This is a genomic window from Rouxiella sp. Mn2063, assembly GCF_049319665.1.
GTDB lineage: Bacteria > Pseudomonadota > Gammaproteobacteria > Enterobacterales > Enterobacteriaceae > JBMOUD01.
The window spans coordinates 160,115-184,528 of the sequence record NZ_JBMOUD010000004.1 but is presented as its reverse complement, the minus strand read 5'-3'; the positions used below and the strand labels follow the sequence as shown (position 1 = coordinate 184,528).

Annotated in this window: 21 protein-coding genes and 2 pseudogenes; 12 read left to right on the top strand and 11 right to left on the bottom strand. The window is 47.8% G+C overall.

What is annotated here, in order from left to right; genetic code table 11:
* Window positions 1–17: 17 nt before the first annotated feature.
* Together ACL9RG_RS08325 and ACL9RG_RS08320 are read left to right on the top strand one after the other, a co-directional pair.
* A complete protein-coding gene (locus ACL9RG_RS08325; RefSeq protein ID WP_422792127.1) occupies window positions 18–1,184 on the top strand; it encodes a nucleotide sugar dehydrogenase in 1,167 nt (388 codons plus the stop codon).
* Window positions 1,185–1,590: 406 nt separating this feature from the next.
* Window positions 1,591–2,685, top strand: a complete 1,095-nt coding sequence (locus ACL9RG_RS08320; protein ID WP_422792126.1) for a GDP-mannose 4,6-dehydratase — start codon at window positions 1,591–1,593, stop codon at window positions 2,683–2,685.
* 423 nt (window positions 2,686–3,108) lie between these two features.
* On the opposite strand, the gene ACL9RG_RS08315 is transcribed toward ACL9RG_RS08320, so the two are convergent.
* Window positions 3,109–3,297, bottom strand: coding sequence for a hypothetical protein (locus ACL9RG_RS08315; RefSeq protein WP_422792125.1), 189 nt, complete (start codon window positions 3,295–3,297; stop codon window positions 3,109–3,111).
* 151 nt (window positions 3,298–3,448) lie between these two features.
* A complete protein-coding gene (locus tag ACL9RG_RS08310) occupies window positions 3,449–3,733 on the bottom strand; it encodes a type II toxin-antitoxin system RelE/ParE family toxin (RefSeq protein WP_422792124.1) in 285 nt (94 codons plus the stop codon).
* A gap of 304 nt (window positions 3,734–4,037) precedes the next feature.
* Between ACL9RG_RS08310 and ACL9RG_RS08305 the strand changes: the two genes are divergently transcribed.
* Window positions 4,038–4,493 carry a nitrogen fixation protein NifS gene (locus ACL9RG_RS08305; protein ID WP_422792123.1) on the top strand — a complete coding sequence of 152 codons (456 nt, stop codon included), beginning with the start codon at window positions 4,038–4,040 and terminating at the stop codon, window positions 4,491–4,493.
* Window positions 4,494–4,814: 321 nt separating this feature from the next.
* Here ACL9RG_RS08305 and ACL9RG_RS08300 read toward each other — a convergent pair whose 3' ends face one another.
* The 8 genes and pseudogenes from ACL9RG_RS08300 to ACL9RG_RS08265 form a co-directional block, all read right to left on the bottom strand.
* Window positions 4,815–5,123, bottom strand: coding sequence for a hypothetical protein (locus ACL9RG_RS08300; RefSeq protein WP_422792122.1), 309 nt, complete (start codon window positions 5,121–5,123; stop codon window positions 4,815–4,817).
* A gap of 296 nt (window positions 5,124–5,419) precedes the next feature.
* A complete protein-coding gene (locus tag ACL9RG_RS08295) occupies window positions 5,420–5,809 on the bottom strand; it encodes an Imm50 family immunity protein (RefSeq protein ID WP_422792121.1) in 390 nt (129 codons plus the stop codon).
* 14 nt (window positions 5,810–5,823) lie between these two features.
* A pseudogene (locus ACL9RG_RS08290) lies at window positions 5,824–6,405 on the bottom strand (HNH/endonuclease VII fold putative polymorphic toxin); the annotation flags it as partial.
* Window positions 6,406–6,753: 348 nt separating this feature from the next.
* Window positions 6,754–7,158: an SMI1/KNR4 family protein gene (locus ACL9RG_RS08285; RefSeq protein ID WP_422792120.1), complete on the bottom strand. Its 405-nt coding sequence runs from the start codon at window positions 7,156–7,158 to the stop codon at window positions 6,754–6,756.
* Window positions 7,149–7,712: pseudogene (locus ACL9RG_RS08280) on the bottom strand (RHS repeat-associated core domain-containing protein); the annotation flags it as partial. The gene ACL9RG_RS08285 and the pseudogene ACL9RG_RS08280, both read right to left, overlap by 10 nt.
* A 443-nt stretch (window positions 7,713–8,155) precedes the next feature.
* A complete protein-coding gene (locus ACL9RG_RS08275; protein WP_422792119.1) occupies window positions 8,156–8,638 on the bottom strand; it encodes an immunity 26/phosphotriesterase HocA family protein in 483 nt (160 codons plus the stop codon).
* The gene (locus ACL9RG_RS08270) at window positions 8,635–12,858 is read right to left on the bottom strand and encodes an RHS repeat-associated core domain-containing protein (protein WP_422792118.1); all 4,224 of its coding nucleotides are present in this window, start codon (window positions 12,856–12,858) and stop codon (window positions 8,635–8,637) included. The genes ACL9RG_RS08275 and ACL9RG_RS08270 overlap by 4 nt, the downstream gene beginning before the upstream one ends.
* A gap of 17 nt (window positions 12,859–12,875) precedes the next feature.
* Window positions 12,876–13,313: a DcrB-related protein gene (locus tag ACL9RG_RS08265; RefSeq protein ID WP_422792117.1), complete on the bottom strand. Its 438-nt coding sequence runs from the start codon at window positions 13,311–13,313 to the stop codon at window positions 12,876–12,878.
* A gap of 258 nt (window positions 13,314–13,571) precedes the next feature.
* Here ACL9RG_RS08265 and budA point away from each other — a divergent pair, with 258 nt between their 5' ends.
* Window positions 13,572–14,294, top strand: coding sequence for an acetolactate decarboxylase (gene budA, locus ACL9RG_RS08260; RefSeq protein ID WP_422792116.1), 723 nt, complete (start codon window positions 13,572–13,574; stop codon window positions 14,292–14,294).
* Window positions 14,295–14,396: 102 nt separating this feature from the next.
* The gene (locus ACL9RG_RS08255) at window positions 14,397–14,822 is read left to right on the top strand and encodes an ACT domain-containing protein (RefSeq protein WP_422792115.1); all 426 of its coding nucleotides are present in this window, start codon (window positions 14,397–14,399) and stop codon (window positions 14,820–14,822) included.
* A gap of 227 nt (window positions 14,823–15,049) precedes the next feature.
* On the opposite strand, the gene ACL9RG_RS08250 is transcribed toward ACL9RG_RS08255, so the two are convergent.
* On the bottom strand, window positions 15,050–15,229 hold the full coding sequence (locus ACL9RG_RS08250) for a DUF2158 domain-containing protein (RefSeq protein WP_422792114.1): 180 nt from the start codon (window positions 15,227–15,229) through the stop codon (window positions 15,050–15,052).
* 136 nt (window positions 15,230–15,365) lie between these two features.
* Here ACL9RG_RS08250 and ACL9RG_RS08245 point away from each other — a divergent pair, with 136 nt between their 5' ends.
* The 7 genes from ACL9RG_RS08245 (at window position 15,366) to ACL9RG_RS08215 (ending at window position 24,299) form a co-directional block, all read left to right on the top strand.
* Window positions 15,366–15,797: an OsmC family protein gene (locus ACL9RG_RS08245; RefSeq protein WP_422792113.1), complete on the top strand. Its 432-nt coding sequence runs from the start codon at window positions 15,366–15,368 to the stop codon at window positions 15,795–15,797.
* Between the two features lie 144 nt (window positions 15,798–15,941).
* The gene (locus tag ACL9RG_RS08240; RefSeq protein WP_422792112.1) at window positions 15,942–17,279 is read left to right on the top strand and encodes a cation:proton antiporter; all 1,338 of its coding nucleotides are present in this window, start codon (window positions 15,942–15,944) and stop codon (window positions 17,277–17,279) included.
* 259 nt (window positions 17,280–17,538) lie between these two features.
* Window positions 17,539–19,143, top strand: a complete 1,605-nt coding sequence (locus tag ACL9RG_RS08235) for a carbohydrate porin (protein WP_422792350.1) — start codon at window positions 17,539–17,541, stop codon at window positions 19,141–19,143.
* A gap of 200 nt (window positions 19,144–19,343) precedes the next feature.
* Window positions 19,344–20,369 carry a substrate-binding domain-containing protein gene (locus ACL9RG_RS08230; RefSeq protein ID WP_422792111.1) on the top strand — a complete coding sequence of 342 codons (1,026 nt, stop codon included), beginning with the start codon at window positions 19,344–19,346 and terminating at the stop codon, window positions 20,367–20,369.
* A 232-nt stretch (window positions 20,370–20,601) separates the two neighbouring features.
* On the top strand, window positions 20,602–21,762 hold the full coding sequence (locus tag ACL9RG_RS08225) for an MFS transporter (RefSeq protein WP_422792110.1): 1,161 nt from the start codon (window positions 20,602–20,604) through the stop codon (window positions 21,760–21,762).
* Between the two features lie 193 nt (window positions 21,763–21,955).
* Window positions 21,956–22,726, top strand: a complete 771-nt coding sequence (locus tag ACL9RG_RS08220; protein ID WP_422792109.1) for an IclR family transcriptional regulator — start codon at window positions 21,956–21,958, stop codon at window positions 22,724–22,726.
* A 100-nt stretch (window positions 22,727–22,826) separates the two neighbouring features.
* A complete protein-coding gene (locus ACL9RG_RS08215; protein WP_422792108.1) occupies window positions 22,827–24,299 on the top strand; it encodes an aldehyde dehydrogenase family protein in 1,473 nt (490 codons plus the stop codon).
* Window positions 24,300–24,414 lie beyond the last annotated feature (115 nt).

Genomic DNA, 24,414 nt, shown 5'->3' with positions numbered 1-24,414 from the left:
ATTAAGTCGAGAATAATATGAAAATAACCATTGTTGGCACAGGCTATGTTGGGCTTTCAAACGGCATTTTGCTGTCACAGAATCATGAAGTGGTGGCATTGGATATTGACCAGGCCAAAGTAGATAATATCAACGATAAAGTTTCCCCTATTGCCGATAAAGAAATTGAAGAGTTTCTGCAAACCAAATCCCTGAATTTTAAAGCCACCACCGATAAGCAACTGGCTTATGAAAACACTGACTTTGTGATTGTGGCGACGCCGACTGACTATGATCCGGTCAGCAATTACTTCAATACCAAAAGCGTCGAAGCGGTGATTAATGACGCGCTGGCCGCCGCACCGCAGGCGACGATTGTCATCAAATCAACCATCCCGGTAGGCTTTACCCGCGGGCTGAAAGAAAAATTAGGCGTGGATAATATTATTTTCTCGCCAGAGTTCCTGCGTGAAGGCCGTGCGCTGCACGATAACCTGCACCCGTCGCGTATCGTGGTCGGCAGCAAAAGCGCGAAAGCCCAGCAATTCGCCGCTTTGTTAGTTGAAGGGGCGATTAAAGAAGATATTCCGGTGCTGTTTACTGACGACACCGAAGCTGAAGCCATCAAGCTGTTTGCCAACACCTATCTGGCGATGCGTATTGCCTACTTTAACGAGCTTGATTGCTATGCCGAGTCCAACGGCCTGAACAGCCGCGAGATTATTGAAGGCATCGGTTATGACCCGCGTATTGGCTCGCACTATAACAACCCATCCTTCGGCTACGGCGGCTACTGTTTGCCGAAAGATACCAAGCAACTGCGCGCCAACTATGAAAACGTGCCGAACAACATTGTCAGCGCGATTGTTGAAGCCAACCGCACGCGCAAAGATTTTATTGCCGACAGCATTATCCAGCGCCAGCCAAAACGCGTCGGTATTTACCGCTTGGTGATGAAAGCCGGTTCTGATAATTACCGTGCGTCGGCGGTACAGGGCGTCATGAAACGCCTGAAAGCCAAGGGCATCGAAGTGATGGTTTATGAGCCGGTATTAAAAGAGAGCCATTTCTTTAACTCCCCGGTGACGCACGACCTGAATGAATTAAAACAGAGCTGCGATATTATCGTCGCTAACCGTTTGGTCGATGAGTTGGTCGATGTGGTAGATAAGGTGTATACCCGCGATCTCTTCGGTAACGACTAATATCCCCGTCATACTTGGCGTTGCTTCTGCGTTGGCTGCGATTACTTACCCGAATCACTTACCTAAGTAAGCTCATCGGGATGCGTTCCCTTGCCGCCTTGATGCAACGCCAATTATTTAGGGGATATATTTGTCATACTTGGCGTTGCTTCTGCGTTGGCTGCGGTCGCTTGCTGTCTTGAGGCTACGCCAATTATTTTGAGTATGAATATAATTTCCAGATCAAATCGCTAATCAATGTCGGGATACCAATTCTGTATCTCGACATATCTCTGACCTATTCAAATCGTTGCTCCTCTATAACACTTATCACCTAGGTGAAATAAACGAAGAATCATATAGAGGATATATTTCTTTCCATCGTCTCAACTCGATGTCCTGTCATTTAATGAATAAAGGATTTCATATGCCTAAAGTCGCACTCATTACCAGTGTTACTGGACAAGATGGTTATTATCTTGCTGAGCTTTTATCCAGAAAAGGTTACATAGTTCATAGCATTAATCGACATTCTTCTTTATTAAAAAAAGAACATTTCGAGGAAATTTATCAAGAAGGGGATAAACCCTGTCCTGATATCCATATTCATTATGGTGATTGGTCTGATATGACGACGCTTAGCCGATTATTAGATCAAATTTGCCCCGATGAAATATATAACTTAGGCGAGGCCAGACGTGTCATTACCTGTGCCGATCCGGCGGAATATCCCAATGATCTGGAAGGTATCGCGACTCTGGATATGTTGGAAGCAATCCGCCGCGTAGGGTTAGAGCAGAGAACACGTTATTACCAGGCTTTCCCTTCGGGATTATACGGTTTGATCAGCCGAATGAAGCTCAGCGACCTGGCGTCCAGCTCTCCGCTACTGCTGAATATCGGTGATAAATGCCGCGACTACTGGGCGACGGTCAATTATCGTGAAGCCTTTGGTATGTACGCCTGCAACGGTATCCTGTTTAACAATGAATCTCCGTATCGTAGCGACGCCTTTGTCACCCGCAAGATCACCCGCGGATTAGCTAACATTACCCAAGGGCTGCAAAAATGCCTCTATCTTGGCAATCTGGATGCACAACGCGACTGGGGACACGCCCGGGATTACGCCAAAATGCAGTGGATGATGTTGCAACAAGATCAGCCCGAGGATTTTGTTATTGCCACCGGCGTGAGATATAGCGTGCGTCAGTTCGTGACCTTTGCCGCGCTGGAGCTCGGCATCAAACTGCGCTTTGAAGGGAAAGGGGTATCAGAAAGAGGGATAGTGAGCGCGATCATTAGCCCAAATGCCGCCGCATTGAAAGTTGGGGATGTGATTGTTGCCGTTGACCCACGTTTTATCCGCCACGAAGAAGAAAGCAAAATGGCGGCAGATCCGACCAAAGCCAGGAAAAAATTGGGCTGGATACCAGAAACCTCACTGCAAGATTTAGTGATTGAAATGGTACAAGCCGACCTTGTGGCCGCCAAACAGCGCGCCAGATTGGAAATGCATAGCTAACGATGGTATGACGTTATAAAGATGACCGGCAGTTGCTGGTCATTTTTTTATGCCATAATCTGCGAAACATTTCCTTAATAGATTCAGCGATCATAGCGTTCAGGTCGACAAGCTTGGATTCACGTACGAGTAAATATGATTCAACTATTATCCAATGGATAGATTAATTAAACATATTTATCAGGCATTATCTTTCCATATATAAAATATATTACATATGCCGTTATCAATGTTAGTTTTCCCCAATGATCTGGAATGAAATGTGAGTACAAAACGGAAAGTATAATGGTGATAATCAAACAAATCCCGGCGAGTGATTCATATAATATTCTTTTTATCACTTTAATACTCCTTCAAGCACTCTAATAATATCCTGCCCCGTCGGTTGATTCATTGATTTTATAGCCCTGCGGTTTTCAATTTTTAATTCTTGGCAGACATCTTGATAGTTAGAAGAAAGACAAGATGCATACCAGCTCGCTCTATCCCATTTTCTATGGTACCTGTTGTTTGACCAAGATCTTTAATGACAGCGTTAACGCCTTTAGTCAAAGAGGAGGCGATCTTTTTTTCATATAATAAGCGATTTCTTAAATATAAGCTGCTGTTCATTATGTAAAACTCCATTTATTAAAAAGTCCACGTACATTTATACAATCCCATCACTGTCAAATTATATCGCCATTATATGAATTAAATCTACGTTAAATATACTTTCGATACTTAATATTGCAGGCTATTTAATAGTTATTACTAACTAGAATTACTTACTCAGATAAGTGATTCTAGTTAGTGAGCGTAGCCAACGCAGAAGCAACTTCAAGTATGACGGGTATATTTCTTCTGCTGGCGTCTTCGGTGACTTCTTGATGAAAACCCGAAGTATGATGATGCTATTGTTTTTGTGGTATACCCAGATACCTCTGGATATGTCCGTTCCCATCGTACGGATCTCAAAAAGCCCTTCGCCCAGGGGCTCTGAATCCGGTTCCCGCAGTAATCGGGCATCATATTCTAGTTTGCTGTAACGGCTATCTATGTAAGACAATGACCCCTGCCTTTATCTTCATCAACTGATGACAACTCTGTTCACATATGGCCATTAGCGCCGGGATCAAATGCGCCGATGCTTTAAGATACGCGCTGGCCTGCTCAATACTCTCCTGCACGTCCTCTGTTCTATTCTCTGGTCAACCCCGATTTCTTACTTTTTCCGACTAATAAAGCGTGATTTACATCACAAAAAAATAAGATAAAAACGGCTTGTTGATTGAAAATAGTACAATTGATAATATTGCTAATGATTATCAATATCACTTTTCACTATGTGCAGGTTTCCGAGGAGAAGGTACATGGATGTGACAGTGTCCGTTGCAATTTTACATGAAATGAATCGATGGTCATCCTGGGGAGATGTAGTGAATAAAATTTACTTTATTTATATGCCTAGCCGATTGTTAGGAAGAATGCCAGGTTTTGGCGCAAATGGTGGATTATTTTCCTTTTTTAGAGAGGATAAATACATCGCCGCGGTACAAAAAGCAATAAATAAACGGAGTCTTGACTGGTGTATAGAACGTGATGATACAGAATCTGATATAAAGGGATTAATTAAAAAAAATGCAAGAGTTTTGGTCTGTGCACCAGGTCTGAGATTTATGTTTTATAGAAAAGGATTTAATAAAAATCGAATCGTGTATTTAAGTATGATGCAATACCTGAATAACGATATAAAACCTGTAATGACTAAACTAAGGGAGTTAGATGATGAAAGAGAGTCACAAATAGGTACTCCAAGAAATTACTGATGACCTCGAACTCATGGCTATTTCTGGAGGGGAAGGTGGCTCAGGTGATTGGGTTACAGGTGCGCAAGGTGTTTGGGGCGTAACAGTAGGAGCTGCTGCTGGTTCATATGGCCTTTCATGTTCGTTACCATCGCCATTTATGGCGGTGGTGGCATGGATATGTCGATGGAAGCATTTTGTCGTATGAAAGGGAGGTCAGGTAATTGTTGGTAACCAATGATGAAAAAGGCAACTGAATGAAGGGATGAGTTGCCTTTTTGTTAATTTAAATGGATTATTTTATCTGCTGAATAAATGCTTTAACTATCGAGTAGAAGGTAATTAATCTACTTTCATCCTCATCAACTGATGACAACTCTGTTCACATATGGCCATTAGCGCCGGGATCAAATGCGCCGACGCTTTAAGATAGGCGCTGGCCTGCTCAATATTCTCCTGTACGTCCTCTGTTCCCTCCTCCAGCGATTCCCCGATATACCATAATCCTTGGCACAACCCTTCGGCTGACTCAGCGGCAATCGCGCTGAGATCGTCAAGCTGGGCTTCATCAAGCCGATCAAAAGGCAGGGAGGCAATAAGCGAACGAAAGATCGTTACGGAGTTTTCGGTGTTATCAGTGGTGATGTTCATAGATGTATTCCTAGGATTAGAGTTTAAGTTTTAATCCTGAGAGTTTTGGGGTTCCAATCCCAACTGCGGATTTTGCCGCAGCCAAGCAACTTTATGCCTCTGCTATCACGAATGAAATAGGCTGGATGGATTTACAGTGAGTTGTAGCGAAATTTGGAAGGTGGATCGCAGGAGTGGATTTTCCTGATAGGTCGTTGGCAGGGAATCATACAATTTTAATTCCAAGCTTTTATGGGTAAGAAAATAGCCGAAAAGATCAGGGAGATCTTTTCGGCTAATGTATCTAAGTCAGCTAATTAGTCCCATCTTTCATCTATGTATGGTGTTATGGCATCAATTGTTAAAAATTTCGATTTACAATATAAACTCAGGCTTTCATGTTCTATTTTTATTTCAGAACAATCTTTTAGAGAAATTATTTCTGGTGAACAAGAAAAGCCAACCCTTGAGCCAGTAATATCTAATTGAATTACATCACCAAAAGTAATTTCCATACTAATAGCATTAAAACCTTCTTTACTCCATTTATCAGGATGTTTTTTTGGTATGTTTTTTAAAAAAAATCTGAATTTCAAATCCGAAAATCGCTCTAGTGAAAAGCTATATATTTCAATGTCTTGAATGTACAGCTCATTATCAAACATGAATTTTATTTTTTCTTTACCTATAGCATTTTCAAACCACATTATAAATATACCTTTTAAAAGTTATAATGACCATGAGTGCCAGGCACACTACCGGTATTCAAATTTTCAGGAGGCCTAACATTAAAGTGTGGTTCTGCACCATGTCCTGAAGTAGCCTTTGAATGTCCTAGAATATGTTCCTGTATAAAAACAGATTTACCCTTATTATTGGTAAACTCATATTGTCTTGTTTTTATCGGCTGCCCATTGTTGTTTAATACTTTACTACCATTGTCCAGTAAATCAGGTCTTGTAATTGATTTAGGCTGTTGGTTCATTGGAACTCCTGCATCACGTTTTGCCTGCCTAAATGCATCCCTTCGACTAGAACCCTCGTATGTAGTTTTCTTATTTGGTCCGCACGAACTCAAGCCCAGCGGATCAATCCATCCCAACGGATTCGGCGCATATTGATATAAGTTTATCCCCCCAGCCAGCCCAATCGGGTCCTGAACCGTAAACCGGCCCATTTGTGGATCGTAATAGCGGAACAGGTTGCAGTGCAGGCCGGTTTCGTCGTCGGCGTATTGGCCGCTCCAGCGCACTGCGCCGGTTTCATCGCTAACTTCCAGCGGGGCGCTGTTGAGATCGGTGCTATGCCGGGAAGGCTACCGCCTCGGTAAATTACTGCTACAAAGCGCTATAATCATAGCTGGTGAGGTAGATTGCGTCATGCGCTGGAGCGACGACGACAAGAGAAGAAAATAGAGGGACAAATCAAACAACTCGATGGTTATTCGGCAGCGAATAATATCTGTGCTCGCTGCTGAATAGATACTTTAACTATCGGGTAGAAGGTAATTAATCTACTTTCATCTTCATCAACTGATGACAACTCTGTTCACATTACGTGGGTAGGATCACATGTCTGAATTTGGTGACCGCTTGAGCGATCACCTTTGATACGGTGGTAGTTACACTGAAGTATCGATGAGCATCGATTATTATGTTAATTCTTCGATGAAAGAAGTAAACGAACCGGATACGATGTCGAGCTCTTTTTCGTCCATGAGCCATACCATAACTTGCCCATAGTCTTTAAGATTAGTTGATATAAGGAATAAATTCCCTCCATCGTCATATGCGAAGGGAATTAGACCTCGTAGTTCAGGAAAGCCTTCAATAAGATCATGATAATGCTTCTCCGCTGGTACTCTCCCATATTTTATATGAAGAAAACCACCAAGCAAGAAGGGATTGCTATCATCAGATTCTAGAAGGTATCCCCCATTGTTATTTAGGTAGAACGTGACAAAATCCTCTGGAAGAGAAACGTTATTCTCATACTCAAACTGTTTAAGGTCTGCGGGAGTGAGGTTGCTCTCTGACTCTTCTAAAATTAGGGGCATGGTTTTTTTCCTCTAAATCTTGCCGGATGGGTATAGGTTTTGCCTGTTGCTAACTTGTACTGACTGACACCGCCGCTATGTGGTATTCCTGAATGCGCATTTTGCTCTACTAACTGCATTGCCCCTTTGTTAGTTACAGGATCATAATCATCTAGATGGTGCCACACATAACCCTTTGGTGTAGTTTTCTGATTCAATCCTGCAGCATTATTAGCAGCTTGGAAGTCTAGATCGTAATGTCCAGTATATTGGATCTTCACTACCGGATTTACTTCGGGTTTCTTGTTATATAGTGCGTCACTGAGAGAGTAATCTAGACTACCTCCATTGGTCTTAGTTACACCGCTATATCCCCTTTCTTCTATTTTTGCAATTGGGTCTACAGCTAGCCCTAATGGATCCACCCAACTCAACGGATTCACCGCATACTGATAAAGATTCCACCCCCCAGCCAGCCCAATCGGGTCCTGAACCGTAAACCGGCCCATTTGTGGATCGTAATAGCGGAACAGGTTGCAGTGCAGGCCGGTTTCGTCGTCGGCGTATTGGCCGCTCTAGCGCACTGCGCCGGTTTCATCGCTGGCTTCCAGCGGGGCGCTGTTGAGATCGGTGCCATGCCGGGAAGGCTACCGCCCCGGTAAATTACCGCCACAAAGCGTTATAAGCATAACTGGTGAGGTGGATTGCGTCATGCACTAGAGCAACTATCATAAGAGGAGAAAATAGATGTATGAATCAGACAACTCAATAATAACGCCGCAGCGAATACAGATATTATTCGCCGCTGAATAAATTAAATACTCTTAGTTAGCTATCCTGAGAATATTGAGATTTCAATCCCCGTTTGCCGCAGCTATCGCGAATGAAATAGGCAGGATGGATTTACAAGGAGTTGTAGCGAAATTTTGAAGGGGGATCGCAGGGATGGAAATTATTACTGAACAACGGATAAAATAAATTCTGGAAAGATACGATAATCTTTCCAGAATTTTAATAACTATATATCTTTTAATAAATTTTTAATATCATAGTCGCCGTGGGGACTTAAACGAGGATATTTTTTTGATTCATCCTCTGATATGGATATTTCATTATCAAATACATCTACTTTTTTGCAAGAATTACCTAATCCGTAGGTGAAATATATTCCTTCAATATTTGAAGGTTTAAAGTTTTCTTGATGGCCAATAATTCTCCAATCACTACCTTCTTCAATTTTTTTATCAAATAATGAGTACGTATCGATCACAACTGGCTCAATAAGTCTTTTTGATTTTTTTATGTCATCTTCTTTTATTTCAGTTGAGGTGGAAATAAAGTCAAACAATTCAGCAACATGCCCAGTCGTTATTTTGGATATTATTCTACCAAAACAGTACTTTTCACTATTTAAAGTAAAGCAGAAAATATCGCCAGCTTTGACAAAGCGAAGCATGGTTCTTGGTTTTTTATCCCAACTCCAAAATTTAAAACTACTCATTGACAACTACCTCCACCTTTTAAATTTGATCCTTTTTTCTTACTGTTATAAGCATTATCAAAATATTTCTGCCTTGCAGGATCACGAGTTGTACTATTACGATCATAGGAGTTTATTTTATTTCCACGATTAGATGGAGATATATTTTCACCTCTAGTACCAGTCTTAGTTTCAAATTCATCAATATAAAACTGTTCATAACCCCGTGCTTGGCCATATGTAATATTTTTATCAAGGGCCTCCATCCTTGTTCCAGGGGTCAATCTGCCACTCAGCCTATGTTGTCCAGCGCGAATATCAAGGTCATTGGTGATGCCCACGTAATATGGTTTGGTTGCACCTGGATCGAACAAGCCATAAACATGGTATCCCGGTGCATCAACAGCCGTCAGTCCAAGTGGATCCACCCACCCCAATGGATTCACCGCATACTGATAAAGATTCCATCCACCAGCCAACCCAATCGGGTCCTGAACGGTAAAGCGGCCCATTTGTGGATCGTAATAGCGGAACAGGTTGTAGTGTAAACCGGTTTCGTCGTCGGCGTATTGGCCGGCGTAGCGCAGTGGTTGCTGCAACGTTTGTTGGCTGCTGGCAAGACGCTGGAAGCCTTCGCTTTGGCGTTTGACCTGCCCAAAGCTGTCGTATTGGCCGCTCCAGCGCACTGCGCCGGTTTCATCGCTAACTTCCAGCGGGGCGCTGTTGAGATCGGTGCTGAACCAGAAAATATCGCCCTGTGCGCCGCCGTGATGGTCGATACGCGCCAGCGGGCTCCAGGTGTCGTTAGGGTTGTAAACGTAGGTGCGACACTGGCCGTTGGGCTTGCTCTCTTGCAGCAGGCGCGGGCCTTGCCATAAGAAACAGGTGGTGTCGCTGCCGCGAACGTTGTTGACCTCTTTGCGGATACGCCGTCCGAGGGGATCGTAATGATACTGTGCACGGAATTGCCCCTGCGGGCCGGTGCCGTGCGCGGCGATCAGTCGGTTCTCTGCATCGTATTGATAATGCTGTTCGTGCAGGCCGTTGCGGCGGCTGGTCAGGTTGCCCCAGCTGTCGTAATGCAGGAACAGCTGCTGCCAGTGACGCAGACGGTTATCGGTGGTCGGCGTAGCGGGCAACAGATCGTCATTGGCCGCCAGGTTATCCGCCGCATCGTAGGCAAACAGGTTGGAGGTCAGGCTTTGACGCGGCTCGTTATGTTTGAGCAAACGGCCTTCGGCATCATAGCCATAATTGACCTCGCCGCGCAGAGTATCGCTCACGCCAGCCAGTTCGCCGCGGGCGGTATAGCGGAAGGCGCGTTCCAATATCTTTTGTTCTGGCAAGGTGACGTCACCGCGCAGCTGGCTTCGCTGCAAGGTGCGACGGCCAAGGCTGTCATAACGCGTAAAATGCTCGCGTGCGCCTTGGGTTCGCTCGGTCTCGCGATGCAGGCGGTCGCGGGTGAACTCGCTGATCGTCTGCTGATTGAATTTTATGGCGCTGACGTGGCCGGAGCCGTAATGCAACCAAGAAACGTGCTGCTCACCCGGCAGCGTCAGTGAGGTGAGGTTGCCCAACGCGTCCCATTGATAACCCAGCTTGCCATTGGCGGCGTCTTCGCTCACCAGACGACCGGCGGCATCGTAAACAAAGTGTAATTGGTCGCGGTCGATGCCCAATGCTTCACCGGCTGCGGTAGGCTGGCGGGTTAAAGCGCGTAGCCTGCCCATGTTGTCGCGCTGATAGTGGTATTCGGCGTGATCGTGAGCACGCCAAATCAGCTGGCCGGCCGCATCGTGGCGGAACTGCTGCAAGCGTTGGGCGATACCGCCATCGGCCGCCGGTTTGCCTTTCTCACACAACAGGCTTAACTGGCCGCTGTCATTCCAGCGGTATAAACGTTCGGTATCGTCAGGGCGGCTCTCGCGCAGAGGACGGCCAACGGCGTCATAGTCAAAGCGGTAAGCGCCGCCGTTGCCGTTGTCCAGACGCGTCAGGTTGCCGCGTGCATCGTAGTGCCAGCGGCGGGTGCGATTGATACGGTCGGTGAGACTGATCGGTAACCCCAGCGCGTTGTATTGCCAGCTGACTTCGCTATCCAGCGGGTCGCGCCAGGCGCTAAGCTGCCCACGGGCGTTCCAGAGCAGCGTCTCCCGACTGTCGTCGGGGTGGGTAACCGTGCTGAGCTGCCCTGCGGCGGTCCATTCGCGGCGGCTGATATTGCCTTCAGCGTCTTCGCTGCGAACTAGCTGGCCGAAGCGGTCATACTCGAAGGTGGTCACGCTGCCGGAGCAGTCGGTGCGACGCGTCAGCAGCCCTAGACGGTTCCACTCCAATTTGACCTCGCCGCCAATTGCGTCGGTGACGGTATCGGGCAGCGGTTCTTCATCATCGGGATAGTGGTATAGCGTGACGGCGTTCAGCGCATCGGTTTCACTGACCAGACGCGAGTGCTGGTCATAAGCCATTTTCTCGCGGCTGTCGTCGGGATAAATCACTTGGGTAATACGATCGGTTAAGCGATGCCAATGGTATTCGGTGCGGCGGCCCAGCGCATCGGTTTCAGAGGTCATGCGACCGTAGCTGTCCCAGGTGCTGTTACGAATCGCGCCGCCCGGCATGATCACACCACACAGCTCACCGTTTTCATACAACATGCTGGTCTGGCTGCCGTCGTAATCGGTAAAGCGAGCGACGTTGTTGTCATCATCAAGCAGCCATTCTGCCTGTGCGCCGTCATCGCGGGTTACACGGCGGGTACCACCGGTGAAATCGTAATGGAAATCAAGCTGTTCACCAGCGCTGTTGCGATAGGCGACGACGCGCGGCAGGCCGTCAATCTCGCGCCAGCGGTATTCACTAACCAGCCCGTTGGCATCTTCGTGGCTCGCCATCAGGCCGTCTTGCCAGCTAAAGCGGCGGCGCAGGCTACCGCCCCGGCCGGTGACCGCGATCAGTTGCTGCTGTGCGTCGTAAGCATAGCTGACCAGGCAAGTGTCGTCATCCAACCAGGCACCGCTCAAGCGGCCATGGTGATAGCGACAGACCACGCGCTGTCCGGCGCTGTCGGTCAGTTCATGCAGTGTGTGATCGTCATTCCAACTAAACAGAATGTCATTGCCACAGGGTTCTGAAATACGGGTCAGTAAGGACGGTGAACCATCGCGCAGCGGGGCATAGTGCCAACGTTCGCCGCTAATGTCATACACCGACCAGCTATTATCTGAGTGATGTTCCAGCCACTTTTTTTCGGCTTCGCAGTAGGTGCGGCGGCCAAGCGGTACCAGCGGGAAGGGGATATAATCGCCAGAGGGCGCGCGCCACACCAGACCGTCTTGATAAGTCTCTAAGCGAGTTTCCCAAAACAGGTTCCAGCCACGGCCCAATACGCTGTCGCCGGGGTTACCGCTGCGCCAGGTGCGTTGCCACTGTACCGGCAGGCGTGAAGGCAGAACGAAGTCTAGCTCGTCATCGCCGCTGAGAAATTTTTGTCCGCTGACCACATCAACCGGGCGAGCAACGATACCGGCTGCTGCCACGCTAGTCATTAATACGCCCGCTCGACAGGCGATGCGGCCGAGTTTACTGATGCCAGGAATTTTGCTGAACAGCTTGGCTAGTGCCCCAACTTTGCCTGCTGCGCCTCCGGCACCCCCGAGCAGTCCGGCAAACAGCAGCGTCAGGTCGGAGACTTTATATAGCCAATCGGGAACTTCAGATTTGATGGGGAGGGTGGCTTCTGGATCACCGCCAATAATGACATTCGGCGAACCGTTCATCACCTTGGCACCGCAGTTAGTCTGGTCTTTGACGCGTGAAGCGGGCAGGTCGTTGATATAGACGCGGGACGAGCCTTCGGCCATTTGCATACTTGGGCCATCGTCTGAGCAGCCGACCAAGCTATTGGTGGCTATCGCCGCGGGTTTACCATTGATAAAGACGTTGGGTGAACCGGTGAGCAGCGTGCCTTTTTTCTCCATGCTGGCGGCACCGGCATCGGCAATGCCATCTCGGGCCGCTGTGGCCGCCTCCCCGGCGAGATATCCCACCGCCAGGCTGGCGGCAATGAGCACGACGCCAACGCCAAGGCAGGCGGAGGCCATACCAGCAATAAACAGCGCACCAGCGGCGATACCGCCAACGGCTGCCAGTAAACCACCGACTATCGTGCCTGCAATCATTCCTGCCAGAGCATGAGAATGGCCAATATCGTCACCGACGCGCGCCGCTTCAAACATAACAACAATCCTTATCGCTAATCATGACCAGCAAAGCTGGCAAGCAACTGCCCAAACAGCTGAATATCAGCGGCATCAAGTGCGGCCGTTTTGGTGATGGTGAACACCAAAATATGGTTTTCTTGTGTATTGAATACCGCTTGTTGCTGCCACACACGTTTGCCATCGCGCAGATAGCTGGCATGGACACATTCGCCAACTAAATAGTTATCGCCGAGTTCAACCGGTTCACGAGTCCCTTGCTTCCAGCCTTTAAGATGTTGGGCCAGCAACGCCAACTGGCGGTCAATATAGGCTGCCAGCGACTCGTTCTCATTGAGCGAATCGCGAGAAATGTTAATCGCTGCCGCCCCCTGTTGGGCGGACGTCATTACATTCACGGTCCGGTCCTGATAGCCATCAGGTAGCGTGACCTTACCTTCGGTGAACAGGCAGTCATTATCTTTGATGTGCATTAAGCGGCATCCATCTGCTTAGAAAGAGGTAGAGATTCTCATAGCTGGCTGACGATGGCAATGTGCGGCTGGCAGGAGGAATAAGGGGTTTGTTTTGTTATCAGATGATTCTTAATTGCCCATCACGCTATGTTCGATATTTTGCTCTGTCCCCGTATCCGCCGGGATAGGATTTTCGCTACTATTTTATCGCTTCATGCCCGCCGCTGCGGGCGGTGCAAATTTTCGAAGTTTCTTGGGTGTAAACGGGGAAATATCATGGCAAATGCTGGCAAAAAAGAGAAAGCGATTACCCAATTTTCTACGGTAAATGCGCTGTTTTCCGGTCTGTATGACGGGCAGTTCTCCGTACAGGAAGTGGTGGAGATTGGCGAGTTTGGCCTCGGCTGTTCACATGGCATTGATGGTGAGGTGATTGTCCAAGGTGGCGAATGTTACGTGGCGAAAGCCGGCAAACCGCTTGAAAAGATGCACCATCACGACATGTTGCCTTTCGCACAAGTGGCGACTTTTCATGAGCAACGCACGCAGCCATTGGCGAATATCGATAAAGAGCAGTTGACCCATAAGTTACTCGCGCTGGCCGATACCCAAAATCTGTTTATTGGCTTAAAACTCAAAGGGACGTTTAACACCGTTAAAGTACGCCGTCCGCCAGTGGTACAAAAACCTTATCCACCGATGATGGAAGCCTTGGCTAAGCAAGAAGAAGAGGTGATCGATAAGCCCAGCGGCACATTGATCGGTTTTTGGGCACCGAAGGAGTATCAAGGTTTAACCGTCGCGGGTCTGCACGTGCATTTTATCAATGACCAACAGAACGGCGGTGGCCATGTGCTTGACTTTGAGCTGCTGGAAGGGCAGTTGAGTTTTGAGCTGTACGACGGTTTTAATCTGCGTCTGCCCACGACACGCGAGTTTTTACAGGCAGACCTGGCCTACAACAACTTGGATGCTGATATCGAAAAAGCGGAAGGCTGATCGGGACAACGCATCATTAGAATCGCTAATGATGCGTTAGTATCTTTAATTTAACTAATAACTCTCTTCGCGATAAATTGCCGAAAAAACCGAGGAGATGATATGACAGGTATTACCGATCTTAACCAACTACTGGCGTCGATGGAGCCATCTGTTTCCAGCGATATTTATGTTTTTTGTACCACCACTTCGCTTTCAATCGCAGAGCTCGTCGCATTAGAACCCAAGGGGATGTTTAGCGAGTCTGAAGGGATGACGGTGATTCTAAATAAAGCGTCGGCTCTGAAAAATAACCTGCCCTTTAGCGGCGAGTTTAGTCAAATTACTCTCACCGTGCATTCCAGCTTAGAAGCCGTTGGGCTGACCGCTGCCGTCTCTGATGTATTGGCGAAAGCGGGAGTGAGTGCCAATGTGGTGGCGGCGTATTATCACGACCATATTTTCGTGCAGCGCGAAAAACAGCAGATAGCATTGAAGGCATTGCAAGACTTGCAAATAAGCTGCCAGGCCCAAATAAGTTCTCTTTAATCAATATTAATTATCTTTAATTGATAATTGAATACAGGCTATTAAGAGCGGCTAATCAAGCCGCTGAGTTTGATGACAAAGTTGTCTGGTATATCGAGATACACGGGCTTAGTAATCCTAGGGGCGCTCCGGCGAGCAAGCTCGCTACGACCCCAACGGTTTACTTTCCCTAATAACGGACTTTGTCAGCAGTCTGAGCGGCTAATCAAGCCGCTCTTGCTATTGGATTAGCAGACGCCAAAATCACCCTCTTCGTGATACAGATTGACGCTGTCAGCGGCGACGTTAATTTCTTTCTGCTCGGCGTCATCAAGGCGCGCACTCCATAAGGTTTCCCCTTCGACACGCAGCACGACCATTTTTGGACCACCGGTTTTTGACTGAATAATATCTTGGGCTTTAAACATCGTTTCTCTCCACTTTTTAGAAAATTATTACGCTCCGGTTAACCGCCTGAACATCTGATATTCAGAGCTTTCCCCAGATCATCGTGCCAGTTCCTGTCTACACTTACTCTACATGTACAGCAAACCGGAGGAAACAATGACCATTCATAAGAAAGGACAGGCTCACTGGGAAGGCGACATTAAGAAAGGTAAAGGCACGATTTCAACGGAAAGCGGCGCTTTAGAACAACATCCTTATGGCTTTAACACCCGCTTTGAAGGTAAACCCGGCTCGAATCCTGAAGAGCTGATTGGCGCGGCGCATGCGGCCTGTTTTTCGATGGCGCTATCTTTGATGCTCGGCGAGGCCGGACATATCCCACAAAGTATCGATACCACCGCTGATGTTTCGCTCGACAAAGTGGATGGCGGCTTTGCGATCACCAAGATCGCGCTACAAAGCCATGTTCATCTGCCCGGTATTGAAAAAGCGGCGTTCGATAAAATCATTCATCAGGCCAAAGAGAATTGCCCGGTGTCGAAATTGCTAAAAGCTGACATCACCCTGGATTATCAGCTCAAGAATTAAAACCCTCGACGTGATGGCGATAAAAGCTCTCGGTGTACGCCGAGAGCTTTTATCGCGCAGCGACCGAACCCACACCGCACCGACATAACCCCCCGTGGTAGCGGAATAATGACGTGGTCATTCATCTACACTTCGGAGAGATTAATGAGTTTCCTCGGATGGACAGCGGCCGTCGGCGGCCTATTACTGTTAATGTCATTAGCATCGGGCTGGATCCATCGCAGCCCGCTAACGTCATTTGGTATCTATCTGGCAGCCGGTATCGTTTGTGGTCCTTGGGTATTGGATCTGCTGCACATTGATATTGTGGCGCATTCGGATTTGACCGGACGATTGACTGAAATCGCCATGGCGGCCTCGCTGTTTATCACCGGTCTGAAACTACGTATTCCTTTCCGTACCCACGGTTGGCGTATGGGCGTGTTATTAGCGTTTCCCGGCATGTTGCTAACGGTATTGGGCGTGATGCTGGTGGCGCATTACCTGCTCGGATTTTCCTGGCCGATGGCGTTGGCTTTCGGTGCCATCGTCGCCCCAACCGATCCGGTGCTTGCCAGTTTGATCTCGGTAAATGATGCGCGCGATGAGGATCATTTGCGGGTGTCACTCTCGAGCGAAGCGGGGATGAATGATGGCACAGCCTTGCCTATCCTGATGTTAGCGCTGCTATTGATGACCAATAGCGAACCGCTTTCAGCATGGCAATGGGGACATTGGGCACTGGTAGATGTCGTCTGGGCACTGCTCGGCGGTCTGGGAGTTGGCTATGGGCTTGGGCGTTTAATTGGACTGTTAGCGACCCGTTTTCGTCATTCGCAGGGCGATATCGCCCCCAGTGATTTTATCGCGTTATCACTGATTGCCCTGAGTTATGCGGCGGCACAAAGCATCGATGCTTCCGGCTTTTTAGCCGCCTTTGCCGCAGGCGTAGGTCTGCGGCGTGCCGAGCTGCGGGTCGTTGGCCGACATCCCCCAGAAGAATCAGAAGATAACTATTTCCCACCCGCTGAAGAGCTAATAAATCCGCATAGCCGCCATTCGTTTTCAGACAGCAGTCCGGCCAAGTCGATGGGGCTGGTGGTCGGCGATGCGCTTTCCTTCGGTGATACTATCGAGCGACTGTTTGCGGCGGCGATTATTGTGGTGCTGGGGGTCACACTCTCTCAGCACTGGGATCCCATTGGCCTGCTGATGGCGGCGCTACTTTTCATCGTGATCCGCCCGCTATCTGTCTATCTGACGACTATTGGCAGCGGTGCGCCGCGAGTCAGAAGGTTGATGATCGGCTGGCTGGGGATCCGCGGTATCGGCAGTATCAACTATATCGCTTACGCCTATACCCACGGCATGGCCGGTGCCGAAGGCAATCGCATGGCTGATATTGCCTTGACGCTGGTCGTCGCCAGCGTGTTGGTTCATGGCTTAACGGTGACGCCACTGCTGAACTGGCGTCAGAAGCAGCAAACTCCCACCAATGAATAGCGGGGGAGAGAAATAGTCACGGCGCTGAGCAAGTGGGCTTAACCCGCGCTATCCCTCACTTTTTCTATCCTTTTATTGGCTAATTCGGTTTAGCTTTTTGCAAAAATGACACGAATTGCTAACTGCATCACAATAACAAAATTGCGTTAACAACAATGTTTGGTTATTACATTTTATTTCTAATACTCTGCTATCGAACCGGTTTAGCTAAGAAGAACCAGGTTGACCTAATAATAACGATATCCCTCAAGAGTATTAAATCATGAGAAAAAGTCTTCTTGCCCTTACTATTGCCCTAACACTCACAAACCAGACTTCCGCCTTCGCCGATACCACATCAGACAGTATTGAAGCTCGTCTGGCACTTATGGAAAAACGCCTGGAGGCGGCAGAACAACGCGCAACAGATGCTGAAAATCGTGCCAAGAAAGCTGAACAGAATGTGCAATTGCTGACTAAACAGTCAAAGGAAAATGCCCAGCAAGTTCGCGCATTACGTGAAAATCCTCCGGTTGCTCAGACGGTTAATGTGCCTGCTCCTGTGCCAACCACGACCGTAGCAGCAGCAACACCGGTCGCCGCTCCGACGTTAACGCCAACCGAGAAAAAAGTCGCCGAGATCGCAGAAGGCTTTGAATTCCACGGCTATGCACGTTCTGGGTTAATCGCCAATGATTCTGCTGCGGGCACCAAAAGTGGCCCTTATCTGACACCAGCAGGAGAAACCGGCGGAGCGGTAGGACGCTTGGGTAATGAAAACAATACCTACGTTGAACTCAGTTTCGAACATAAAACCAAGCTCGATAACGGCGCAACCACTCGTTACAAAGTCATGCTGGCTGACGGCCAAGAGAGCTTTAACGACTGGACCGGCGACACCAGCAGCCTGAACGTGCGCCAGGCGTTTGTTGAGCTGGGTAGCTTACCGACCTTCACCGGCGTATTTAAAGACAGTACATTGTGGGCCGGTAAACGCTTCGACCGCGATAACTTCGATATCCACTGGCTCGACTCCGATATCGTGTTCCTGGCCGGGACCGGCGGCGGTATTTACGACGTGAAATGGAATGACAATTTTAAAAGTAACTTATCCATTTACGGACGTAACTTCGGTGATATAGAGGGGATCAATGACACTATTGAGAACTACATCGTCACCAGCAATAACTTTGTTGGTCCGTTCCAGTTTATGTTGAGTGGATTACGCGCCAAAGAGAATGATGAGCGAGTGAATGACACCATTGTTCGCAGCAATAATGCCGGTGATACCGGTGTGCATGCGTTGGTGGCTTACCATGGCGACGATTTCTATGGCTTACGTGATGGTACCTCTAAAGTCGCGTTACTGTACGGTCATGGATTAGGTGCGGAAGTGAAAAGCGTTGGCGCCGATGGCAACCTGCTCGAAGACGCGAATACCTTACGTTTAGCGACCTACGGTACTACACGCCTTAATGATACCTGGAGCTTTGCACCGGTTATCCTCGCCCAAGACAGTAAAGACCGCTATATCAAAGGCGACCAATATCGTTGGGCAACATTCAATGCGCGCTTTATCCAAAAAATTACCGATAACTTTGCGCTGGCTTATGAAGGTAGCTACCAATACATGAACCTTGATCCTAAAGGGTTCAACGATCGTCAAAGCGTCAATGGCGGTTTCTATAAGCTGACGTTTGCACCGACCTTCAAAGTGGGTGATATTGGCGACTTCTATAGCCGACCTGAAATTCGCTTCTTCGCCAGCTGGATGGATTGGAACTCATCACTTGATCATTACGCCAGCAACGATGCCTTTGGCAGCAGCGGATTTACCGCCGGTGGTGAGATGAACTTTGGTGTACAGATGGAACTTTGGTTCTAAATAATTAATAAGAAATAGCAGGAGAACGATCCCATTTAAATAAAATCCCCGGTGGTTTTTTTTTGCCGGGAATGTGGGAACGTTCCCCGTTTCATCTAATATCTTAAAATGAATGAAAAAAGCTAAATTACGTTGCTTTACTGGAGGTTAGAGGATGTCGTGATAGAATTAAAATATTGCATCTCAATATTTTAAAAACAGTGAATAAAACAAAACGCGTCACAATTAATGATATTGCGCGCTTGGCTGGTGTATCAAAGTCTACCGCAAGTCTAGTGCTTAACGGCCGAGGCAAGGAATTGCGTGTGTCGACGGATACGCGTGCTCGGGTTATGGAAATTGCTCGTCAGGAGCATTACCAGCCGAGTATTCACGCTCGTTCACTGAGTTCTTCCCGCAGTAATACCCTTGGGTTAGTAGTGCCAGAGATTTCTAATCACAGTTTTGCCCTGTTTTCTCATGAACTTGAAACCTTATGCCGTGATGCAGGCTTGCAACTGCTGATCGCCTGTAGCGATGAGAATGCCAGCCAGGAAACGCTGGCGGTCAATAATTTAATCCAGCGTCAGGTTGATGGACTTATCGTCTCATCTTGTCTGTTAAGCGATAGCGAATATCAAAAGATTAGTCAGCAACTCCCGGTGGTACTTTTTGATCGCCATTTGGGAGAGTCAACGCTGCCGCTGGTTATCTCTGAATCTATCGAATCGACGGCTAAACTGGTCGCTGCTGTGGCAGGCCAAGGTTATGACGAATTTTATTTCTTTGCTGGTCCGCCACGTATTTCGCTGACTCGCGATCGTCTGGAAGGCTATCAACGCGGGTTGGCGGAGGCGGGATTAGCCTTTAATCCAGAATGGATCCACCACGGCCATTATGATGCCCGCTCTGGTTACGAGATGTTTTCCGAATTGTATTCTCGTTTAGGCCGTGTGCCACAGGCGCTATTTTGTGCGTCAGGTGCGTTGCAGGAAGGAGTATTACGCTATTTAAGTCGCCACGATTTATTAAATACTGATATTCATTTGTGTAGCTTTGACGATCACTATTTATATGATTCGCTGTCGGTGATGATTGATACCGTGGTGCAAGACGAGCGACTGTTAGCATGGAACTGTTTTGAGATGATTTTCAGTCTGATTGAAGAGCACAAAACAGGTGAGTTACAGCGCTGGCTGCCAGCCAGACTCAGGCTGCGACATGCTCAAGGACAAATCAGGCACTAACTGCGAGTCGAGCAATGTCAGCTAGCGTTGAGTATTTAATTTGATATCTATTTACATGTTAATAAAAATTCGTTGTATTTTTTAACCACTCCTCCCATCTCAATTGCTACCTCGTTTATTGCAGAATAAATCACATTATTAATATGTTCATGTTGCTAGCTTGGGGGTTCACTCTCGTGCGGGCCGCATCGGTTTTACTCGTCGCGATACCGCCAACTATGAAGGGTAAACCATGCTTACCGATCATAAAATTTCCAATGGTTCAGGAAAGTTACTGGTGGCTATTACTTTATTTGCGGCACTCGCGCCTGGTGTATTGATGATGGCACCGGCCCTTGCTGGGCAACTTGCCAGTGCCTGGCGGTTATCTCCAGTGCATATCGGCATGTTGTTTTCTGCCGAGTTAGGCGGCATGAGTTTAGCGACGTTGCCCGCCTGGTGGTGGATGAGTCGAATCAATTGGCGCAGGGTAGCGGTTATCGCGACCGGTATTTTTATCCTCGGTAATCTTGTCTCCGCGTTGATTGCCGCCTGGACAGTGAATTATCCGGCACTGCTAACCCTACGTTTTGTCACGTCGTTGTCTGGTGGCACTTTAATGATTTTATGCATTACCTGTGCTGCCAGCACGGCGAATCCCAGCCGTGCTTATGCTTTTTGGATGTTTGGGCAATTGACGCTTGGTGCGCTGGGATTGTTGCTTTTACCTCTGTTATTCGCCCACTTTGGGCTGATGATTATCTACCTGATTCTGGCCATTATGATGTTTTGCTGCCTGCCTTTGTTGCGGGCATTCCCGGTGCGATTTCAGGTTAATGTCGCCGAGTCTGTTCCCCTTAGACCGACAAATCATGGCAAAAAGTGGTGTGCGGTGCTGGCGGTATTAGCGTTTTACATCAGCATTAGTGCCGTCTGGACATTTATGGGTACCATTGCGGCGGGCGCAGGACTCACTATTGTTCAACGTGGGCAAGTGTTAGCCACCGCGTCGATATTTGGCATTATTGCTACTGGCATTGCCTCGCTCGTTGGGCAGCGCATACGTGCTAATCGCCTTATCTGGCTCAGTTATGGGTTACTAGCAGCCAGTCTTTTGATGCTCAGTCAGGTTTCTACGATGGTGCGTTTTAGTCTCGGCGCGGTGATGTTCGTTTTTGCCTGGAATTTTGGCGTGCCCTTTATTTTGGCCCGTGTTGCGGGGTTGGATAATAACGGCAAATTAATGAACAGTATTAATCTGGTAATTGGTGGTGGAATGGCAATTGGCCCAGCCCTCGCGGGGGCGTTTTTACAGTGCTCGGCTGCCAGCATTAGTATATTGCCGATTGGCGCGCTCATTGTCGGCGTCGTCTCGTTAGCACTATTACCGTCTCTTACGCTTTCTACAGATTGAATTTATATATGGTTATTTTGGGTGGGCATCGTAGAGGGAATTGTATGGTGATGAACTAAATATTCTTTCCTTCAGGCGCGCCATTGTTATCGCCGATATTTTTTCTTAAATATTCTCAGTTTCTGAGAATCATTTTTGCGTTTTTTTGGGGAAGGGCTAATGATGGCCGCCATTCAGGTCAGATGCGTAAAGCATGCGCAACGAATTTGCGGAATTCATGATGTCACGAACACAACGAACTCTAGCTATTTTGCAACTTTTTACCCCAGAGCGTCCGGCGTTATGCGCAGAAGATATTGTCTCTTTACTTGATATCTCGCGAGCGACGGCTTATCGCTGTATTAACGATTTAAAGGCAAACGGATTACTCGACGTTGCCTCTAGCGGTAGTTATGTTTTAGGGCCTGCGATAATGCAACTCGATCGCTTAGTTCGTTTACATGACCCGCTACTCACACTATCAATTGGTTTGATTAAACAATTGTCTCGTAAAACGTCTGGCAGCGTATTGCTGTGCCGACTGCACGATATGAAAGCGTTATGTATCTATGAAGAACAAGGTACAAACTCACCTAAAACAATTAGTTATGAGCGTGGTAGAGCAATGCCGCTGTTTTATGGAGCGACATCAAAAGTCATGTTGGCAAACCTGGAACCCGCGGCAGTCGAAACAATACTGAAACATGAATCCGATGCTTTAAATCAGGCAGGATTACCGGTTTCATCTGAACCATTACATACCTTACTCGCTCAGTGGCGCACGCAACGGATACTCCGCGCTGAAGAAGAAGTCGATCCTGGTGCGTGTGGTTGGGCAATGGCTATTTATCAAGGAAAGGAGTTGTTGGGGAGTTTGAGTGTGGTGTTAAAGCGGCATAGTAACGTTACCGACGCTCAAGTGACATCAGCATTGTTACAAACCGGCTTACGCATCGAAGCTCTGCTAGAAAAACCTTCTCGTTAGTATCTTAAGCCGCTTATTACGCGCGCATATTGGTGAATACCTTAGAGGCGAAAACAAGAGCACAGATCGACTACGCAATTTATCATCAGAGGACAATCACATGAGTAACTTTATCTCGACATCAGGATTCTTGGGGCAATTTATCGCCGGTCAGCATCGTGCTGGTCGTCAGGGAGATGTGTTGAAGGTTAGCGATCCTTATGACAATAGCCTCCTTGCGGAATTTCTTACCGCCAGCCTGGATGATGTAAATGAAGCTTTCAGCGTAGCAGAACAAGCTCAGAAATCGTGGGCAAGTAAACTGCCGTCCGAAAGAAGCGCAGTATTTCATCGCGCAGCGATCGTCATGGATCAATACCGTGCAGATATTGTTGACTTGATCATCCGAGAAACGGGCGGAACCCATACTAAAGCCAATGCGGAATGGGCCGCGACGCGTGCGGGCATGATGGAAGCCGCTGAGCTGCCGATGCGGGTTGAAGGCCGCATAATGCCGATTAATGTGCCGGGAAAAGAGAGCCGTGTCTATCGTGTGCCGCTCGGTGTTGTGAGTGTAATAAGCCCGTGGAATGTACCATTGCATCTTAGCAATCGTTCCGCAGCGCCCGCTTTGGCATTAGGCAACGCCGTGGTAATTAAACCTTCAGAAGAGACACCAATTTGCGGCGGTTTACTGCTGGCGAAAATTTACCAAGAAGCCGGTTTGCCAGATGGCTTACTCAATGTGGTTAACGGGGATATTCCTGTTATTGGCGATGCTTTTACGCTGCACCCTGTGGCGCGCTTTCTCTCTTTTACCGGCTCAGAAAGAGCGGGCAGAGCGATCGCCAGCCGTGTCGCAAACAGCCCAACGTTAAAACATATTGCTCTGGAATTGGGGGGGAACTCGCCGCTATTGGTACTTGATGATGCCGATATAGAGCAGGCTGTACGTGCTGCGGTGATGGGGCGCTTCTTGCACCAAGGGCAAGTGTGCATGAGTACTAATCGTATTATCGTCGATAAAAACCGCTATGAAGAGTTCACGGGGTTGTTTGTCGAGCACGTTTCTCGTTTGAAATTTGGCGATCCTAAAGAAGCGGATACAGTGATTGGTCCACTGATTAATGCCCGTCAGTTACAAGCTGCGCAAGCATTGGTAGCACAAGCCAAAGCATCCGGTTTACGACAGTTGTTGGGTGGCGAGGCTCAGGGACAAGTGCTTCCTCCTCACGTTTTCGCGCCTGTGCCTGAAGATTCACCCTTGGCACAAACGGAACTCTTTAGCCCGATCGCACAGATCTTCATTTCAGAAAACGATCGGCATGCGGTACAGATGGCTAACAATACGTCATATGGTCTGAGCAGCGCGATTTTTTCTAAAGATGAAGGCCGAGCGCTGCAATTATCTATGCAGATTGAAGCCGGTATGGTGCATATCAATGATATTACGGTCAACGATAGCCCGTTCAATATGTTTGGTGGTGTTAAAAACAGCGGGTTAGGTCGATTTAATGGGGAATGGAGCGTTGCTTCCTATACTGAGGATCGTTGGGTAACGATTCAACGTACGCCACTACAATATCCGTTCTAGCTTTTTTAAAGAAATGCCTCTGCGAAGATGTCTTCCGGGGGCACATTTCATCCCTGCATAGCCCCCCTTTTTTCATCTATTTCCTTACTATTTTTCAATGGAAAAACGATTATTT

Excerpts from the sequence above, each read along its gene's own strand:
- ACL9RG_RS08325 (WP_422792127.1), top strand. The coding sequence starts at position 18 with ATGAAAATAACCATTGTTGGCACAGGCTATGTTGGGCTTTCAAACGGC.
- ACL9RG_RS08320 (WP_422792126.1), top strand. The coding sequence starts at position 1,591 with ATGCCTAAAGTCGCACTCATTACCAGTGTTACTGGACAAGATGGTTAT.
- ACL9RG_RS08315 (WP_422792125.1), bottom strand. The coding sequence starts at position 3,297 with ATGAACAGCAGCTTATATTTAAGAAATCGCTTATTATATGAAAAAAAG.
- ACL9RG_RS08305 (WP_422792123.1), top strand. The coding sequence starts at position 4,038 with ATGGATGTGACAGTGTCCGTTGCAATTTTACATGAAATGAATCGATGG.
- ACL9RG_RS08300 (WP_422792122.1), bottom strand. The coding sequence starts at position 5,123 with ATGAACATCACCACTGATAACACCGAAAACTCCGTAACGATCTTTCGT.
- ACL9RG_RS08295 (WP_422792121.1), bottom strand. The coding sequence starts at position 5,809 with ATGTGGTTTGAAAATGCTATAGGTAAAGAAAAAATAAAATTCATGTTT.
- ACL9RG_RS08285 (WP_422792120.1), bottom strand. The coding sequence starts at position 7,158 with ATGCCCCTAATTTTAGAAGAGTCAGAGAGCAACCTCACTCCCGCAGAC.
- ACL9RG_RS08275 (WP_422792119.1), bottom strand. The coding sequence starts at position 8,638 with ATGAGTAGTTTTAAATTTTGGAGTTGGGATAAAAAACCAAGAACCATG.
- ACL9RG_RS08270 (WP_422792118.1), bottom strand. The coding sequence starts at position 12,858 with ATGTTTGAAGCGGCGCGCGTCGGTGACGATATTGGCCATTCTCATGCT.
- ACL9RG_RS08265 (WP_422792117.1), bottom strand. The coding sequence starts at position 13,313 with ATGCACATCAAAGATAATGACTGCCTGTTCACCGAAGGTAAGGTCACG.
- budA (WP_422792116.1), top strand. The coding sequence starts at position 13,572 with ATGGCAAATGCTGGCAAAAAAGAGAAAGCGATTACCCAATTTTCTACG.
- ACL9RG_RS08255 (WP_422792115.1), top strand. The coding sequence starts at position 14,397 with ATGACAGGTATTACCGATCTTAACCAACTACTGGCGTCGATGGAGCCA.
- ACL9RG_RS08250 (WP_422792114.1), bottom strand. The coding sequence starts at position 15,229 with ATGTTTAAAGCCCAAGATATTATTCAGTCAAAAACCGGTGGTCCAAAA.
- ACL9RG_RS08245 (WP_422792113.1), top strand. The coding sequence starts at position 15,366 with ATGACCATTCATAAGAAAGGACAGGCTCACTGGGAAGGCGACATTAAG.
- ACL9RG_RS08240 (WP_422792112.1), top strand. The coding sequence starts at position 15,942 with ATGAGTTTCCTCGGATGGACAGCGGCCGTCGGCGGCCTATTACTGTTA.
- ACL9RG_RS08225 (WP_422792110.1), top strand. The coding sequence starts at position 20,602 with ATGCTTACCGATCATAAAATTTCCAATGGTTCAGGAAAGTTACTGGTG.
- ACL9RG_RS08220 (WP_422792109.1), top strand. The coding sequence starts at position 21,956 with ATGCGCAACGAATTTGCGGAATTCATGATGTCACGAACACAACGAACT.
- ACL9RG_RS08215 (WP_422792108.1), top strand. The coding sequence starts at position 22,827 with ATGAGTAACTTTATCTCGACATCAGGATTCTTGGGGCAATTTATCGCC.